The sequence below is a fragment of the Idiomarina aquatica genome (assembly GCF_003987185.1).
Taxonomy (GTDB): domain Bacteria; phylum Pseudomonadota; class Gammaproteobacteria; order Enterobacterales; family Alteromonadaceae; genus Idiomarina; species Idiomarina aquatica.
Genome location: NZ_PIPS01000003.1, coordinates 222,326 through 238,828, shown reverse-complemented (window position 1 = coordinate 238,828; position 16,503 = coordinate 222,326). Strand labels below are relative to the sequence as shown.

Annotated in this window: 15 protein-coding genes and 1 other RNA gene; 5 read left to right on the top strand and 11 right to left on the bottom strand. The window is 50.4% G+C overall.

The window, feature by feature from the left end:
* Positions 1–2: 2 nt before the first annotated feature.
* Entirely contained in the window at positions 3–569 is a 567-nt protein-coding gene (locus CWE23_RS10560; RefSeq protein ID WP_105307171.1) for a UPF0149 family protein, read from the bottom strand.
* Between the two features lie 146 nt (positions 570–715).
* Between CWE23_RS10560 and zapA the strand changes: the two genes are divergently transcribed.
* Both zapA and ssrS read left to right on the top strand, forming a co-directional pair.
* Entirely contained in the window at positions 716–1,030 is a 315-nt protein-coding gene (gene zapA / locus CWE23_RS10555; RefSeq protein WP_105307172.1) for a cell division protein ZapA, read from the top strand.
* A 19-nt stretch (positions 1,031–1,049) separates the two neighbouring features.
* Positions 1,050–1,237: non-coding RNA, 6S RNA (gene ssrS / locus CWE23_RS10550), on the top strand.
* Between the two features lie 19 nt (positions 1,238–1,256).
* Here the strand turns inward: ssrS and CWE23_RS10545 are convergent.
* Entirely contained in the window at positions 1,257–2,825 is a 1,569-nt protein-coding gene (locus tag CWE23_RS10545; protein WP_126820226.1) for an amidohydrolase family protein, read from the bottom strand.
* Between the two features lie 41 nt (positions 2,826–2,866).
* Here CWE23_RS10545 and CWE23_RS10540 point away from each other — a divergent pair, with 41 nt between their 5' ends.
* The 3 genes from CWE23_RS10540 (at position 2,867) to serA (ending at position 5,446) form a co-directional block, all read left to right on the top strand.
* Entirely contained in the window at positions 2,867–3,448 is a 582-nt protein-coding gene (locus tag CWE23_RS10540) for a 5-formyltetrahydrofolate cyclo-ligase (RefSeq protein WP_126820225.1), read from the top strand.
* Between the two features lie 72 nt (positions 3,449–3,520).
* On the top strand, positions 3,521–4,183 hold the full coding sequence (gene rpiA, locus CWE23_RS10535; protein ID WP_126820224.1) for a ribose-5-phosphate isomerase RpiA: 663 nt from the start codon (positions 3,521–3,523) through the stop codon (positions 4,181–4,183).
* 27 nt (positions 4,184–4,210) lie between these two features.
* A complete protein-coding gene (gene serA, locus CWE23_RS10530; protein ID WP_126820223.1) occupies positions 4,211–5,446 on the top strand; it encodes a phosphoglycerate dehydrogenase in 1,236 nt (411 codons plus the stop codon).
* A 2-nt stretch (positions 5,447–5,448) separates the two neighbouring features.
* On the opposite strand, the gene phoU is transcribed toward serA, so the two are convergent.
* From phoU to CWE23_RS10485, 9 genes are all read right to left on the bottom strand, one after another.
* The gene (gene phoU, locus CWE23_RS10525) at positions 5,449–6,174 is read right to left on the bottom strand and encodes a phosphate signaling complex protein PhoU (protein ID WP_105307177.1); all 726 of its coding nucleotides are present in this window, start codon (positions 6,172–6,174) and stop codon (positions 5,449–5,451) included.
* A 10-nt stretch (positions 6,175–6,184) separates the two neighbouring features.
* On the bottom strand, positions 6,185–7,003 hold the full coding sequence (gene pstB, locus CWE23_RS10520; protein ID WP_105307178.1) for a phosphate ABC transporter ATP-binding protein PstB: 819 nt from the start codon (positions 7,001–7,003) through the stop codon (positions 6,185–6,187).
* 28 nt (positions 7,004–7,031) lie between these two features.
* Entirely contained in the window at positions 7,032–8,693 is a 1,662-nt protein-coding gene (gene pstA, locus CWE23_RS10515) for a phosphate ABC transporter permease PstA (RefSeq protein WP_105307179.1), read from the bottom strand.
* Between the two features lie 20 nt (positions 8,694–8,713).
* On the bottom strand, positions 8,714–10,981 hold the full coding sequence (locus CWE23_RS10510) for an ABC transporter permease subunit (RefSeq protein WP_105307180.1): 2,268 nt from the start codon (positions 10,979–10,981) through the stop codon (positions 8,714–8,716).
* Positions 10,982–11,144: 163 nt separating this feature from the next.
* Positions 11,145–12,134, bottom strand: coding sequence for a PstS family phosphate ABC transporter substrate-binding protein (locus tag CWE23_RS10505; protein ID WP_105307181.1), 990 nt, complete (start codon positions 12,132–12,134; stop codon positions 11,145–11,147).
* A 99-nt stretch (positions 12,135–12,233) separates the two neighbouring features.
* The gene (phoR, locus tag CWE23_RS10500; protein WP_105307182.1) at positions 12,234–13,559 is read right to left on the bottom strand and encodes a phosphate regulon sensor histidine kinase PhoR; all 1,326 of its coding nucleotides are present in this window, start codon (positions 13,557–13,559) and stop codon (positions 12,234–12,236) included.
* A gap of 41 nt (positions 13,560–13,600) precedes the next feature.
* The gene (phoB, locus tag CWE23_RS10495; protein WP_105307183.1) at positions 13,601–14,287 is read right to left on the bottom strand and encodes a phosphate regulon transcriptional regulator PhoB; all 687 of its coding nucleotides are present in this window, start codon (positions 14,285–14,287) and stop codon (positions 13,601–13,603) included.
* Between the two features lie 101 nt (positions 14,288–14,388).
* Positions 14,389–15,312 (bottom strand): AEC family transporter, encoded by a 924-nt coding sequence (locus CWE23_RS10490; protein ID WP_105307184.1) that lies wholly within the window; start codon positions 15,310–15,312, stop codon positions 14,389–14,391.
* 87 nt (positions 15,313–15,399) lie between these two features.
* The gene (locus CWE23_RS10485; protein WP_126820222.1) at positions 15,400–16,362 is read right to left on the bottom strand and encodes a porin; all 963 of its coding nucleotides are present in this window, start codon (positions 16,360–16,362) and stop codon (positions 15,400–15,402) included.
* Positions 16,363–16,503: the final 141 nt, after the last annotated feature.

The window sequence follows — 16,503 nt, the reverse complement described above, 5'->3', positions numbered from 1 at the left end:
GTTTAATGTAAGGTTTTATTTTTCTCCGGCACAGTCTGCTGATGATGACCCAGTTCGGTAAAGCACATCATTGCCGAAATGCGCAGATATTCGGCCACTTCAAAGTAAGCACGCTCGGCATCTTCGCCGTCTTCATCATCAAAATCGAGTTTGGCAATTTCAATCATGTCGTCAAGCGCCTCGCGCAGGTCTCCGGACGTGTTAGCCACATTGGCCTGGTTTACGCCAAAACCGACCAAGAAAGACTGCACCCAGCCACCGAGCGCCTGCAGACGGTCACCGAGTGGCGCCTGATCATCGGGCAATAACAACTGATAGCCCATATCACGGTCGCCCAAAGCCGCCTGAATCTCTTCGGCCTGTTCCCGCAGCAAGTTTTTTAACTCGGCGGGCATAGTATTGCCGTCGTAGGCCAAATCGGTCATCAAGGTCATCAGCTCGTCACTCTGGGCATCACTGCCCGTTGCGATGAGTCCGGTTAGCATACCTTGTACTTCCGCAGCAGATGGCGTCATATCAAATTGCGCGAGCAATTCCGCCAATCGATCGTAATTAAAACGTGTCGGCATTGTAAAAATCCTTGAATTTACTTGCTTACATCCTAACACTGGCCTTTATAATACGCTAGCTGACAAGCACCGGCGGCTCGTGTCATAATAACCGCCGTTGGCACAAACACTGTGTTTTAAAGAATGATAAGCAGGGAGTCTGCAAAATGGCGGGTCGTACTATGGACATAACCTTACTGGACAGAAACTATCGGGTGAATTGTCCTGCCGGTCAGGAAAGTGCGTTGCAGCAAGCCGCCGATGCACTCGATAAGCGCCTGCGTGACACCAAAGAACGCACCAGCTTAACCAACGTCGAGCAAATTGCGGTAATGACCGCCCTGAACCTGTGCCACGAGTGGATGCAGGATCAAAACGACCAGGCGGCACGCACCGCTAAATTGGAAGAAAAGATCCAATTACTGCAGGCAACCATAGAACAAGCTATGAGTGAACAGCGATCGCAGCGCGGTTCACGCTAAACAATATAACGATTTCTGCGGTTTCCTGGGGCGTACGACAGGTAGGCGAATGTCCCTGAGCCGATGCTTTTATCTAAAGGGGACCACTGGCCCGTCATGAGCAAGCCCGACACGTATCGGGAAGCCTACGACGGATACCAATTGCTCCCCGCCTTGAACCAATGGGTTCAAGGGCTAACGCCCAACAACGGCGCCTCCGGGAAACCACCCTATCGAGTAAAAAGCATCACTGACGTGATGCTTTTTCTTTGGCAACAATACCTTTAACGTCTTCCAGCAATTGCTGGGCATCGTACACAATACCGTCTTTGATCGTGTACTTAACGCCCTCTGTGCGCATCGGCTTATTGTTATCGTCCAGCTTAAAGTGGCCGGTGCCATAAAGTACTTTAAAGTTGGCCAACGGATTTTCTTTTACGATCACCATGTCCGCCTTTTTGCCCAGTGCGATACTACCGATGTCGTCTTCCATGCCCAGTGCTTCAGCACCGGATACCGTTGCGGAATGAATGACTTCTAATGCATTCAGGCCCGCTTCGCGCAGCAGTTCCATTTCGCGAATGTAACCAAAGCCGTAAATTTTATAGATGTAACCGGCGTCGGAACCCAGTGTGATGCGACCGCCATTGGCATGATAGTCCTTCAGGAAGGCCATCCATTTGTCGTAGTTATTCTTCCACGCAATTTCGTTGTCGGTGGTCCAGTCAAACCAATAGGAGCCATGTGCGTAACGGCTGGGTTCAAAAAAGTCCCACAGTCTCGGTAAGGTATACTCATCATGCCAAATCGCCTGGCGCTCTCGCATCAAGTCCCGCGACGCCTCATAAATCGTCAGTGTGGGGTTGATGGTAAAATCCAACTCGATCAGCTCATCCCGCACAGCCTTCCACTTGTCGGAGCCCGGCTCGGCAGCTTGTTGCCAGAGTTTACCCGCTTCTTCAAAGCGGTTCTGTTCGTTGTTGTAGTTGTAATGCGCGGGGTAGTCCTGGATACGTTGTTGTTCAAACAGTGCTTCCGGTAAGCCGTACCAGTGCTCCATGGAGGTAAGTCCGAGCCGCGCTGAATCCAGAGCGTTCATCGACATCACGTTCAGTTGAGCGTGGTGCATCATGGTACCCAGACCCTGTTTATTGGCCTCATCCAGGGCCGCTTCCATCACTTTACGCGAGGCACCGAAAAACTTAATCCCGGCAGCGCCCTGGTTTTTTATGTAACGCACCCAGTCGCGTGCCTGTTCTGCGTTGTATATGGGCTTATCCCAACCTTGTCCAAACCCCACATAAGGCACAATGCGTGGCGCTGCAATGTCGTTGGTCTGCGCGTTTTGTTGGTGCCACTTCACCCAATCCAGTCCGTTAAAACTGCCAGGTTCACGAATGGTGGTAATACCATGACCCAACCATAACTTCAGTACATACTCTGCCGGAATTCCCTCGGCCGAGCCACCAATGTGGGCGTGCATATCGATAAAACCCGGCAGGATATAATGCCCGCTGACATCCATTTCTTTATCATCCGCGCCGGCTTTGGGGCGCCGCGATTCAATCACAGGGACGCCTGGATTACCCACACTGACAATTTGCGTGATCCGGTCGTTCTCAATCACAATATCGACCGGTCCCTGTGGTGGTGCTCCTTCGCCGGTGATGACAGTGCCGCCGCGCAATATCAGCCGTTCATAAGGACCATCGCCCCGCTCCCGCTCTGGTGCTTTCGGTGGCGCTTGCCAAGCCAGCGCTGCGCTACTGACCGTGAGTAGAGCCAGTCCAGCCAACATCGTTTTTAATGCTCGCATCGGTTATCCTTGTTTTGTTGTTATTTTAGCGTGGTACTAGCATGACCCGAGACGAATTAAGACGCAAGTTACAGCAGGCCAGAGCCGCTCTTTCTGAGACCAGCCGCCGACAGGCTGCCGATGCGGTTGCGCAACGTGTAGCGCAACGCGTGACCGGTCAGCAAGGGGTTGCTGCCATCTTTCTCAGTTTTGCTAACGAGCTCGACACGACCCCAAGTATCGATGCGCTGTGGCAACAAGGCATCCGCACCGTGTTGCCAGTGTTACACCCGTTTGCCAAGGGCCATTTGTTGTTTTTGAATTACCAGCCTGACACGCCGCTGCTGAACAATCGATACGGGATTCGTGAACCCCGGCTCGACTGCCGACAGGTGGTGCCATTGGCCGCAATTAATTGGTTGTTTATGCCGCTGGTCGGGTTTGACCAACAGGGCAACCGACTCGGTATGGGCGGCGGCTATTACGATCGCACGCTGGCGCAATGGCGACGTGGTGCCTTACCGCGCTTACAACCCATTGGTCTGGCTTATGATCAACAGCGGGTTGAAGCGATTCCTACCGCCGCCTGGGATGTGCCGATTAACGAAGTGATCACTCCATCCAGACATTGGCAGTTTACGTGAATTGTTTTGTGCAACTGCACGTTAAACCTCTTATACTAATTAACCAAATCCGTTTTTATTTGGAGCCCTCTGATGACAAGCAGTGACGAAATGAAAAAAGCAGCCGCTGAAGCGGCCATGGAATACGTACAAGAAGGCAGTATTGTTGGTGTTGGCACCGGTTCCACCGTTAACTTTTTTATCGACGCATTAGCGGCGAAGAAAGACGACATCGAGGGCGCCGTTTCAAGCTCTGAAGCCTCGACCGAACGGTTGAAAAAACACGGTATACCAGTATTTGACTTAAATTCAGCGGGTCCGGTTCCGGTTTACATTGATGGTGCTGATGAAATCAATGAGTTTGGTCAAATGATCAAAGGCGGCGGCGCTGCGCTCACCCGCGAGAAAATCATTGCCGCGGTCGCCGACCAGTACGTTTGCATCGCCGATGACAGCAAAATGGTACCCATTTTAGGGCGCTTCCCATTACCGGTTGAAGTGATCCCGATGGCGCGTTCCTATGTTGCCCGCGAAATTGTTAAGCTCGGCGGGGATCCCGTTTGGCGTCAGGGGGTAACAACCGATAATGGCAACTGGATTCTCGACGTTCACAATTTAGAAATCATGAAACCGATGGAGCTTGAAGCAAAGCTCAATAATATCGTCGGTGTGGTTACCAACGGCCTGTTCGCTGCGCGCGGCGCTGACGTTGCCCTGCTCGGCAGCAAAGAGGGCGTGAAGAAATACACGTTTTAACCTTGCACAAACACAATAAGAATAACAATGACTGCAATAAAACAATCTCTGTCAAAAGATAAAATAAAGGTTCTGCTGCTTGAAGGCGTACACCACAGTGCCGTGCGCCTGTTCGAACGACAGGGTTACACGAACCTGGAAATCCTGCCTCACTCATTGTCCGATGACGAATTGATCGAGAAAATAAAAGATGTGCATATTGTCGGCATTCGCTCGCGTACTCAACTGAGCGAGGCCGTCTTCGCCGCCGCTGAAAAACTGATCGCGGTTGGCTGCTTTTGTATCGGCACCAATCAAGTTGATCTGGCAGCGGCAAAACGCCACGGCGTGGTGGTTTTTAATGCGCCATTCTCAAATACCCGCAGTGTTGCCGAACTGGTCCTGGCCGAGATCATCATGTTGTTGCGCGGCATTCCGGCCAAGAACGCCTCAGCACATCGTGGCGGCTGGTTAAAATCGGCGAAAAACGCCTACGAAGCACGCGGAAAGACCTTAGGCATTGTCGGTTATGGCCATATCGGCAGTCAGCTCAGTGTGCTGGCTGAACAACTCGGTATGCAGATCATATACTACGATATTGAAGACAAATTGCCGCTGGGCAATGCACAGCCGGTTCACACGCTGGATGATTTGCTCAGTCAGGCAGATATTGTCACCTTACATGTGCCCGAAACCGAGCAGACACAAATGATGATGGGCGTACGTCAGTTTACCCGGATGAAGGCGAACAGCTTATTCATCAATGCCTCACGCGGCACCGTGGTTGATATTGATGCCTTGGCAGCGGCTCTACAGGGCGGCCATTTAGCCGGTGCAGCAATTGATGTATTCCCGGTTGAACCGAAAGGAAATAACGAGGAATTTATTTCACCGCTGCGGGGTATCGATAACTGTCTGCTGACACCGCATATTGGCGGTTCGACCATGGAAGCTCAAGAAAATATCGGTACCGAAGTGGCCGGCAAATTGGTTCGTTACTCAGACAATGGCTCGACTCTGTCCGCGGTTAACTTTCCGGAAGTCAGCCTGCCAACGCACGACACCACCCGCCGACTGTTACACATTCACAAAAACCAGCCTGGCATGTTGAATGCCATCAACGGTATCTTAAGTGAGTATCACATTAACGTGGCAGGGCAATACTTGCAGACCGACGAGAGTGTCGGCTATGTGGTCATGGATATCGACAGTGATAATGGCAGTGAAATTTTAGCGCGGATGAAGCAGATACCGGGCACGATTCGCGCCCGGCAATTATTCTGACGTTAATCTGGTTTTTTGTTACCCATCACCGTGCGTTGCATGCTTTCAGCTGAAACATGGCGCACGTCTTTGCCTTTAACAAAGAAGATGATGTACTCGGCGATGTTCTGACAACGGTCTCCCATGCGCTCGAGCGAGCGTGCTGACCACAATACGTCCATGATTTTTGGAATCGAACGTGAATCTTCCATCATGTAGGTCATCAGTTGACGCGTCAGCGCCTCGTATTGGCGATCCGCCTGCTCATCCTGCTGGTGCACTTCGTATGCCGCTTCAAGATCCATGCGGGCAAAAGCATCCAGCACTTTGCGCAACATACTCAATACGTGCAGACCGAGATTCTCCAGGCTCACCAGCAACTGCTCCTGATCTTTGCTGAAGCTCTCTTTCGCCACTTTAGCAATGCGTTCGGCCTCATCACCAATGCGCTCTAAATCAGCAATGGTTTTGATGATGGCAATCACCAACCGTAAGTCACTGGCGGCCGGTTGGCGCTTGGCAATAATGTGCACGCACTCTTCGTCAATTTGCACTTCCAGTTTATTAATTTTGTGGTCGCTGTTGAGCACTTTCTCAGCCAACTCAACATCCGCCTTTTGAATCGCTTCAAGGGCGTCGCTGATCTGTTGCTCAACCATTCCGCCCATACTGAGCACACGGTTACGGACAGCTTCCAGCTCTTCATTAAACTTACCGGAAATGTGCTTCCCCATATTCATTTTGTCCATCACTGTCTCCTTAACCGTAACGACCTGTAATATAGTCTTCTGTCTGCTTCTCTGACGGCGTGGTAAACAAGGTGTCGGTATCAGCGTACTCGATCAGTTTACCCATATACAAAAACGCGGTTTGGTCAGAAACCCGGGCAGCCTGTTGCATATTATGCGTAACAATCACCACGGTAAATTTCTTTTTCAGATCGGTGATGAGCTCTTCAATCGTCAGCGTTGAAATCGGATCCAGTGCCGACGTTGGTTCGTCCAGCAGCAGGATTTCCGGTTCAATCGCAATCGAACGGGCAATGACCAGACGTTGCTGCTGACCACCCGACAGGCTGAACGCACTTGCGTTCAGACGATCTTTCACTTCGTCCCATAATGCCGCGCCACGTAACGATGTTTCTACCGCTTCGTCAAGTACGCGGCGATCTTTAACCCCCTGCAGACGCAGGCCGTAAACCACATTCTCATAAATGGATTTCGGGAATGGGTTAGGACGCTGGAATACCATACCGATACGACGGCGCAGCGCTGCTACGTCGACGTCTTTGTCGTAAATATTCTTGCCGTGCAGCTCAATATCGCCTTTTACTTTACAAATCTCAACCAAATCGTTCATGCGGTTGATGCAGCGAAGTAACGTTGACTTACCACAACCGGAAGGACCGATAAATGCGGTAACCCGGTTTTTAGGTACGTGCATTGAGATATCGTACAACGCTTGATCCTCTCCGTAGAACAGGTCGAGGTTCTTGATGCTCAATGCCGTCTGCTCTGGCGCCAGGTTGGCCAGATCCAGCTTTTCTGCGTTAGTTGTAGTCGGATTTACCGAAATCATAATTTAAAACCTTCTCGACAATTCAAACTTAGTGTTCAAGCGAACGATATTTTTCACGTAAGTGGTTACGCACACCAATAGCCGTTAAGTTAAGTCCCACGATAACCGTGATCAACAAGAACGAGGTTGCATAAACCAACGGGCGAGCCGCTTCGACGTTCGGGCTTTGGAAGCCTACGTCGTAAATGTGGAAGCCCAGGTGCATAAATTTACGATCCAAGTGGAAGTACGGGAAGTTACCATCGACCGGTAACATCGGTGCCGACTTAACCACACCCACCAACATCAGTGGTGCCACCTCACCCGCAGCACGAGCGACCGCCAGAATCAGGCCGGTCATGATCGCCGGTGATGCCATCGGAATGATGATACGCCAAATGGTTTCCCACTTGGTTGCACCCAGTGCCAGCGAGCCTTCGCGTAAGGTGCTCGGAATTCGCGCCAAACCTTCCTCGGTGGATACTATCACCACCGGCAGCGTCAGAATCGCCAGCGTCACCGCTGACCATAATACGCCCGGGGTACCGAAGGTTGGATTCGGCAGTGCCTCCGGATAAAAGATTTGGTCAAGGCTACCACCCACCATGTAGACGAAGAAGCCTAAGCCGAATACACCATAAACGATAGACGGTACACCGGCGAGGTTAATCACAGCAATACGGATTAACTTAGTGATCGAGTTTTTGCCCGCGTATTCATGCAGATAGACCGCTGCTACGACACCAAAAGGCGTCACGATAACCGACATTAACAATACCATGAACACGGTACCGAAAATGGCCGGGAAGACCCCGCCCTCGGTGTTGGCTTCACGAGGATCCTCGCTGACGAACTTGCCCAGTTGCTGGAAGAAGTGAGCCAGCTTGGCGAAAAAGCCCATATCGTTCGGGAAGTTAACGTCTAACACCCGATACATAGGTACTTTTACCTCTTCACCACGGAAGTCTTTCACCAACAAGGCATCACGCTGCGCCTGCTCACGCAGTTCAAACAGCTCTTTTTCGTAAACCTGATAATCCGCATTCAGTTGTTCACGCTGAGCTTGCAAGTCAGCAATGGCTTGCTCCGTTAGCTGATCGTCCAGTTGCAGACGGCGGCGTTCCAGTTCCAGCTCATTGAGCTGGTAGTTAATGGAAGAAATCTCGCCTTCCTGCAAGCCCATGGCTTGCAGGTTCAGTTCTACCGCACGCTCTACCCGTTGGTACATCAACTCACGAAAGTCGGCATCGCCTTGACGCGCAATCACTTCGCCATTTTCAGTCAGCGCCGTAATCCGGCCATAAAAATTGCCGTCTTTACTGCGCTCAATCACAGCTAAGTCAGCCGGCGTTGTGTCCTCAGAAACCAGCGACTCCAGTACCCAGGTAAAATCAAGAGGTACGTACTCGCGGTTACCGATTTTCATCAGGTAACGGGTGACCGTCTCTGACTCGATTTGCGCCAGGTCAATCATCGACTGCGGCAAACGGGTCGTCGGCACGGTTTCGGTGTCATAGACTTCACCGATGATGTGCTTGGTGCTACCGTCAGCCTGCAGTACATCCATTTCATGAATGGCGGATGGCCAGAAGAAAGACAGTCCGCGCCAACCAATCATGATGACCAGCCCAATGACCGCGATAAGACTGACACTGACAGCGCCTGCGGTTAACCAAATCCAGGGTTTGCCGGTTCTAAACCACTTATTCATTGTTAAACCTCAAGTCCGGATTACATTGAGCTGTATTTGTCGCGCAAGCGTTGGCGCACAAATTCAGCAATGGTGTTAAAGAAGAAGGTGAAAATAAACAACACGAAGGCCGCCAGGAACAGAATGCGATAGTGTGAACTACCCACCTCTGATTCGGGCATTTCCACGGCGATGTTTGCCGACAGCGTGCGCATACCTTCGAAAATGTTCCAGTCCATAATTGGCGTATTACCGGTCGCCATTAATACGATCATGGTTTCACCAACAGCACGGCCTAAGCCCATCATTACCGCGGAGAAAATACCCGGGCTGGCGGTCAGTAATACGACCTTGGTCAGCGTTTGCCATGGTGTTGCGCCAAGTGCCAGCGAGCCGTTGGACAAATGCTTAGGCACACTGAATACTGCATCTTCAGCAATCGAGAAGATGGTCGGAATCACCGCAAAGCCCATCGCGATACCCACGACCAGTGAGTTACGCTGGTCAAAGGTGACGCCCAGTTCATTGGTAATGTATCGACGCGCGTCGCCATCGAACAGCACTTGCTCGATCCACGGACTGATTTCGAACGACAGCCAGCCCGTCAGCATTACTACCGGTATCAACAGCAGCGCGGCACGACCGTCATGAACTTTGTTCTTAATGTTGGTTGGCATCTGGCTCCAGATGGCCGCCATTGCGATAACTGCCAGCGGCATCAACACCAAGACCGCAATAAATCCGGGTAAATAGGCCTCCACTAACGGTGCCAGCCACAACCCGGCAAGAAAGCCAAGAATAACCGTGGGTAGCGCTTCCATGATTTCTACGGTTGGCTTAACAAACTTACGCACCGAAGGAGACATGAAGTAAGCAGTATATACTGCCGCAGCCAGACCAATAGGTACCGCGAACAGCATCGCATAAGCCGCTGCCTTTATGGTACCGAAGGAAATCGGCACGAGGCTGAATTTTGATTCAAAGTCATCGGAACCAGACGTTGACTGCCAGGTATATTCTGGCTCGGGGTAGCCCTCATACCAAACTTCCTGCCACAAACCACTCCAGGTCACTTCCGGGTGCTCATTGTCGACATCAAACAGACCGTAACCATCGGCTGTTTTCATCAACAAATAATTCGCCCGCGGATCAACCATTACCCGTTCGATACGTGACTCGGTAGGCTGCCCCTGGAACAGATCGGCCTCGGACGTGGTGTGGAAAATATTCATGTCGCCGTTTTCTGACAAGGTGTAGAAGGTACGGCGATAATATTCCACTTCGATACTGGTGACCGGTGAGCCTGCATCAAAGCTACGGATGTATTGATACTGACGACCCTCATCACCCGGTACTTCGAACCACTGTGATACTTTACCACTGTCATGCGTGAGCAAAATCGACGAAGCGCCGGCCAACAAATACATGCCGGTTGCGTTACCCAACTCACGGGTGCGCATCGGCAACAACTCGCGTTCACTGACCGTACCGCTGATCGAAATGTCAAACACATGGACGCGGTTCCCACGGCGCACCAACACCTGACGCAAGTCCGGTGTGACAACGATGTTATCAATCGCGCTGTTAAGTGGGATTTCCGTGTAATTTGGCGTTAACGTGACGGCTCCGGTCATGAAGTTTTCTTCAGCAACGAAGTGCGTGATCAGCAACGTGTTTTGCTCAACCGCTGCAGCAAATAACATACCTTCGCCATCGGTCTCGTAGGCCAGTTTCTGCAACGCTCGTTGCTGCTCATCGATCAGCAATGGCTCACCGTTATTTTTAACCTCGATGCGCGGCGTAATGACCCGCTCAACGCGGTCTGTCGCAGCGGTGGCAACGGTTTGCGGAAACGTCACTGAGAATTTCGGTTCAACAACAACGGCTTCACCAGTGGTTAAACCGTAGGCGTACTGATGGTTAACCGGCAGAGTGCGAGCAAAACTGCTGATTTGCTCGGGCTGAGCAAAGCTTTCGCGTAATAAAATATCGCCTGACTGACGTTCGTTTTTATCAATCAATGAGAAAAACTGCAGTTCGCCATCGCGCAAAAAGCGATAACCAATTTCCGCTTGCTCTTCCATCCCCACGGCTTCAACCTGACCTGATTCTGGTAGCGTGAAGCTGTTTACTTTTTTAAGGCTGACCGATTCAAAAATCGGTTGCACCACGTAAAGCAGGTAAAAGAAGATCAAAAGCAGAGCGACCAAGACCATCACACCGCCGGCGGTAACGCCATAACGGGCAAAACGGTCTTTCAGTAATCGAATCCTATTGGCCGATAACTGCTGGGCAGATTGTGTTGCCATTGTGACCTCAAGCTTCTTAAAGTGACTACAAATTAACTGTACCTAGTTTAGTAAAGTTTTATGACAGTACTGTTACAATGCTGTCATATTTTCTTCACCAAACTGTAAAAATACAAAAAGCCGGCAGTCTATAGCAGACTGCCGGCTTGCTCATACTTACCTATTAGTGGCTTAAGCCCAGCTTTTTAAGTTCAGCTTCAACAACCGCTTTCGGCAGACCAATGTAACCGTCTTTGTTGACGATATCCTGACCTTGCTTAGAAAGAATCATCTTCATGAACTCAGCTTCCGCTTTACCCAATGGCTTGTTTGGGTGCTTATTGACATAAACGTAGAGGAAGCGAGCCAGTGGGTATTGACCAGCCAGCGCGTTTTCACGAGACGCGGCGATAAAGTCGTCGCCGTCACCTTTCGCGATTGGCACAGCTTTCACACCAGAAGTTACGTAGCCAATGCCTGAGTAACCGATGGCATTCAATGAGGTTGATACAGACTGTACCACCGATGCCGAACCAGGCTGTTCATTAACGTTCGAACGGAAGTCGCCGTCACATAAGCCGACTTCTTTAAAGTAACCGTAGGTACCTGATACCGAGTTACGACCATACAATTGCAGATCGCGGTTTGCCCAGTCACCTTCAAGACCTAAGTCACCCCAGCGATTAACCTGCTGATTGGCCCCACACTTACGGGTTGACGAGAAAATCGCGTCGACTTCAGTAATCGACAAACCTTCAATCGGGTTATCTTTATGAACAAACACCGCCAGTGCGTCGATAGCCACACGGACCGCCGTTGGCTTGTAGCCATGGCGCTTTTCAAACGCTTCGATTTCTTTTGACTTCATCGCCCGGCTCATAGGTCCGAAGCTTGATGTTCCTTCGGTTAGGGCTGGTGGCGCCGTCGAAGAACCTGCCGCCTGAATTTGAATGTTAACGCTTGGGTACATGCGTTTAAATTCTTCACCCCAAAAGGTCATCATGTTAGCCAGGGTATCTGAACCAACTGAAGATAAGTTACCCGAAAGTCCTGAAACTTTCTGATACTCTGGCAAGTCATCGGTGTTAGCGGCAACAGCGCCACTAAATGCTACACCGCCGGCCAAAGCAACAACGGAAAAAGACTTACTTAACGTTTTAAGTGATTTGAACATACTGTTCACCTCTCTGTGAGCATCGCAAGGATGGTTCGATTCGATGCTGTTAAGTGTAGGTCAGTAATGTGACAGTTTGATGACAAATATGACAGATTTTTAACGCTTTTGTGATTTCGCTTTACCCAGGCGTTCTTCGATCAATCCGGCCGGCAATCGGAACCAGAAGCGCGAGCCAGCGCCAGGCTTGCTGTTCACTTCCAAATGGCTGTTATGATGTTCCAGTGCCTGTTTCACAATGGAAAGCCCCAAGCCGGTGCCACCACTGTCACTGTTGCGATCGGCATCGACCCGATAAAACCGTTCTGTCAAACGCGGAATATGTTCGTTTTCGATGCCCGGACCATTATCCTCGACACTAAACTCCACTTCGTCACGAACTTTTCTCCAGGTCACACGAATGTTCCCGCCCGCCTGGGTGTAGCGTACCGCATTGGTCACCAGATTTTGCATGGCGCTCCGCAGCAAATCGCTTTTACCGTACACACGAATGGGTTCAACATCAAAGACCAGCTTCAGTTGTTTATCAGCAGACAGCTTTTCTGCTTCCTGACGCAACTCGCCCAGTACCGTCGGCACATCGACAACGTGTTCAAATACGTCATGGCTGGGCGTTTCCATCCGTGATAACTGCAACAATTGATCGACCAGATTCTTCATCCGGTCACTTTGTTGCTGCATTTGCGTCAGCGCTTTTTGGGTCATCGCCGGTGGTGTATTTTCGACGTCACCGAGCATTTCCAAATACCCCTGCAACACCGTTAGCGGCGTTTTTAACTCATGCGACACATTAGCCACAAAGTCACGGCGCATATTTTCCAATTGTTTTAATTGCGTTACGTCACGGGCAACCAGCAAAAACTGATCGTCGCTGTAGGGCATCACCCGGATCTCAATATCAAGACTGTCCCGCATCGGTGACGGAATGGTCAACGCTTCGCTGAAGTCACCTTTATTGAGGTAAGAAAAAAATTCAGGATGACGAATCAGGTTGGACAGCCGCATACCAGCGTCATCCGGCCAACGTAAGCCGAAGTAGAACTGCGCCAGCTTATTGCTCCACAACAGTGAGCCGTCTTTGCGGAACACAATGGCAGCATCCGGGAGCGCTTCGGCCGCTTCCCGAAAGCGTCGTAGCAAACGCGCCAGCGAGCGGCGACGGTGCTGGCTGCGACGCTGATTACGGTAAATACCGTCGTAAATGTAACTCCAACTGCCCGGCGCGGTCGGCGGCAACAGGTTACGACTTTGCCACAGCCATTTGGTTAGCCGCTGTTGGTAGTAGTAATGCCAAACCACCAAGCCGGCAAGCCCCAATGTCAGTGTTTCCCAGAGATAACCGATTAACCAGCCCAAAATAAAAAATGGGATCAGGTATAAAACCAGTCCACGCAGCGCGAATAAATTCGAGTAATCACGATCCATGCAGCAATCTTCCCTCTTTATTCGGCCACAACCGACATCAATTAACGGCTCGAGAAACGATACCCCACACCGCGTACGGTCTGGATAAGACGATCATAACCATGTTCTGAGAGCGCCTTACGTAAACGTCGAATGTGTACATCAACGGTACGGTCTTCGACGTAGACATTGGTACCCCAAACATGATCCAGCAACTGTTCACGGCTGTAAACACGCTCCGGATGAGTCATAAAAAAGTGCAGTAACTTAAACTCGGTCGGCCCCATGTCGATGCTTTTATCGTTGGCGGAAATACGATGTGAGACCGGGTCCAATTTCAGGCCTTCAAAGTCCAGTGGCTCATCGAGCACGGTTGGCGCCACGCGTCGAAACACCGCGCGCATCCGCGCCATCAACTCTTTTGGCGAAAATGGCTTAGTGATGTAGTCATCGGCTCCGACTTCCAGCCCTTTCACCTTATCTTCTTCTTCGCCTCGTGCGGTCAGCATGATAATGGGAATATTGCGGGTGAAGTCATCACCCTTAATTTTCTTTGCCAGTTGTATACCTGAGCCACCCGGGAGCATCCAGTCCAATAACACCATATCAGGATACGGCTCGGCAATTTTGCTCACCGCAGTGTCAAAGTCTTTGGCCTCTACCGCCTGGTAGCCATGCTGCTCCATAACAAAACTCAGCATCTCACGGATGGGAGCTTCATCTTCAACAATTAAGATTCTGCGTGACATTTATGGGTTCCTGCTTTTTTTGGATGTCCCAATTATTAACAAATAATATGACATTTTTATGAAAACGCGTCACTTTTATGACAATAAGTTGGCTCACCGGCTTACGCCAACCATTGCAATAATTGGTGCACCAGCGGCAACGTAATAAATGCGATCAAGATGCCATAACCCACCATCGCCGCCGACAGACTCGGTGCCAGCCCTGCCATAATGGCAACCGCCCCTGCCGTAATCATCGGCGGCATCGCGCTTTCAAAAACCGTCACTTGCACCAAATGGGAGTCAAACCCAAAACTCCAGAGTAATACAATCGTAATAGCAGGCATCACCACTAACTTAGTAAACAACCCCACAGCCAACGGGGTTTTACTGCCTTTCGGCAGGCGAAACTTCAACTGAAAACCAACCGCCACCATAATGACCGGAACCAACGTTACCGCCAGCGATTCAACCAGCACCGTAAACACGGTCGGGTAACTCATATCTTTAATCAACAAGGCGATAACGAGTGCGATGAACGGCGGAAATAACAGGATTTTCTTACCAATTGCCAGCACCGACGGACGTGTTCTCTCACCCTGTGGATTCTCGGCAAACAGGGCGATAATAATGGTTGAATAAATGGCTAACCCGAAAAAGGAGCCAAACTGGTCATAGAACAGGCCATAGACGATCGCGTCACTGCCATAGAACGCCTCGATCATCGGGAACCCGAAAAATGACGTATTACCCAGTGGCACACAAACCAGTAACGCGCCAATAATCGGGCGACTCCAGTTCAATAGCTTGCCAAGCAGATAAATCAAAGACGCACTGATGACGAGCAGCACCCAAGGAATGATAACCGGTATCAACAACTCAGCCGAAAACTCCAACGACGGGACTTTAGTAAAGATGACGCCGGGTAAGGCAGCGTAAATCACATACAGGTTGAGCACTTGCGCGGTGTTATCAGGAAACTTACCTGCGCGCTTGATGACAAGCCCGATAAGCAGATAGATACCAAGTACGACGAGGTTGGTCATATCGGGTTAGCTCCCGTAGCTGAAAAGAAAAAACGGGAATAGTGTAGCCTCTCAAGGATTAAGAGGCTACTTCCTGACCGGTATCAATTACCAGGAAAAGTCGTGGCGAATGCCCACCGCGAAGAAGTCTTGTTCAACGCCGGCTGCGCCGCCGCAACCACGGCTGGTATAAGTGTCGATGTCACAGTCACGGCCGGTATACCAAGTGTACACACGGGTATCGCCGCTGAAGTGATAATCAGCACCAAAAGAGAACGAGGCATCGGTATCGCCGCTCTCATCAAGCGACTGGTACTGACCTTTAAATACCCAGTTATTGTAAGGATAGGCCGCACTCAACAAGTAGCCGTCACCGTCGTAAAGCCCGTTGACACTTTCAAACTGTTGCAACGCCGCGCCCAGTTTAAACTTGCCGGCTTTGGTGTACACGCTCAGTTGTTCAATGTCATAGCCCGCGACATCACGATCGATAGCGATAGCTGCATACACCGGTGTGCTTTTCAGTTTTTCATCACCGTACAACAACCCGAAGGAAACACCGTCATCCTGGTTTTCCGTTTCTGCAGCAACGTAAGTTACGCCGAAACTGATGTTGTAAAACTCCGGAGAATAATAGGTTACGGTATTATCTTCACGGTTTTCACCACGGAATAAACTTTTTAAATCCGCTTCGTAATCTTTGAACTGATCAATGCTTCCCTGAGAGTCCTTCAGAAAGGTGTCATAACGGCCAATCATGACTTTACCAAAGTTACCACGCAGACCAACCACCTGATTACGATTGGTAACGGCGTCGCCTTCAGAATCGGCTAGATCGACGCCAAACTCCAATTGGTAAAACACTTCAAGGTCATTCTCAAGCTCGGCAGAGCCTTTAAAGCCAAAGCGTGATGAGTTACTGACGACATCCGTTTCTGCGCCATTACCTTCGTCATTGCTTTGCAATGAGACATTGGCACGTCCATACACGGTAAGAGCATCACTATCTTGCGCGAACGCCGCAGGTAAAAAGGCCGATGCCAATGCAACCAAACCAAGCAACTGTTTCATAAAAAAGACCCTATCTAAACGCAAACTTAATGGAACATTAAATTGTGCTGAAAGTATACTGCATAACAGCACAAGTTACAGATTCATTACTGATCTGTGTCCATGGTATGTCTTTTTTATGACAACTTTATGACAATGTGA

Coding starts and splice junctions, on each gene's coding strand:
- CWE23_RS10505 (WP_105307181.1), bottom strand. CDS start 12,134: ATGTTCAAATCACTTAAAACGTTAAGTAAGTCTTTTTCCGTTGTTGCT.
- phoB (WP_105307183.1), bottom strand. CDS start 14,287: ATGTCACGCAGAATCTTAATTGTTGAAGATGAAGCTCCCATCCGTGAG.
- CWE23_RS10540 (WP_126820225.1), top strand. CDS start 2,867: ATGACCCGAGACGAATTAAGACGCAAGTTACAGCAGGCCAGAGCCGCT.
- CWE23_RS10560 (WP_105307171.1), bottom strand. CDS start 569: ATGCCGACACGTTTTAATTACGATCGATTGGCGGAATTGCTCGCGCAA.
- phoR (WP_105307182.1), bottom strand. CDS start 13,559: ATGGATCGTGATTACTCGAATTTATTCGCGCTGCGTGGACTGGTTTTA.
- rpiA (WP_126820224.1), top strand. CDS start 3,521: ATGACAAGCAGTGACGAAATGAAAAAAGCAGCCGCTGAAGCGGCCATG.
- CWE23_RS10490 (WP_105307184.1), bottom strand. CDS start 15,312: ATGACCAACCTCGTCGTACTTGGTATCTATCTGCTTATCGGGCTTGTC.
- phoU (WP_105307177.1), bottom strand. CDS start 6,174: ATGGACAAAATGAATATGGGGAAGCACATTTCCGGTAAGTTTAATGAA.
- pstA (WP_105307179.1), bottom strand. CDS start 8,693: ATGAATAAGTGGTTTAGAACCGGCAAACCCTGGATTTGGTTAACCGCA.
- pstB (WP_105307178.1), bottom strand. CDS start 7,003: ATGATTTCGGTAAATCCGACTACAACTAACGCAGAAAAGCTGGATCTG.
- CWE23_RS10545 (WP_126820226.1), bottom strand. CDS start 2,825: ATGCGAGCATTAAAAACGATGTTGGCTGGACTGGCTCTACTCACGGTC.
- zapA (WP_105307172.1), top strand. CDS start 716: ATGGCGGGTCGTACTATGGACATAACCTTACTGGACAGAAACTATCGG.
- CWE23_RS10485 (WP_126820222.1), bottom strand. CDS start 16,362: ATGAAACAGTTGCTTGGTTTGGTTGCATTGGCATCGGCCTTTTTACCT.
- CWE23_RS10510 (WP_105307180.1), bottom strand. CDS start 10,981: ATGGCAACACAATCTGCCCAGCAGTTATCGGCCAATAGGATTCGATTA.
- serA (WP_126820223.1), top strand. CDS start 4,211: ATGACTGCAATAAAACAATCTCTGTCAAAAGATAAAATAAAGGTTCTG.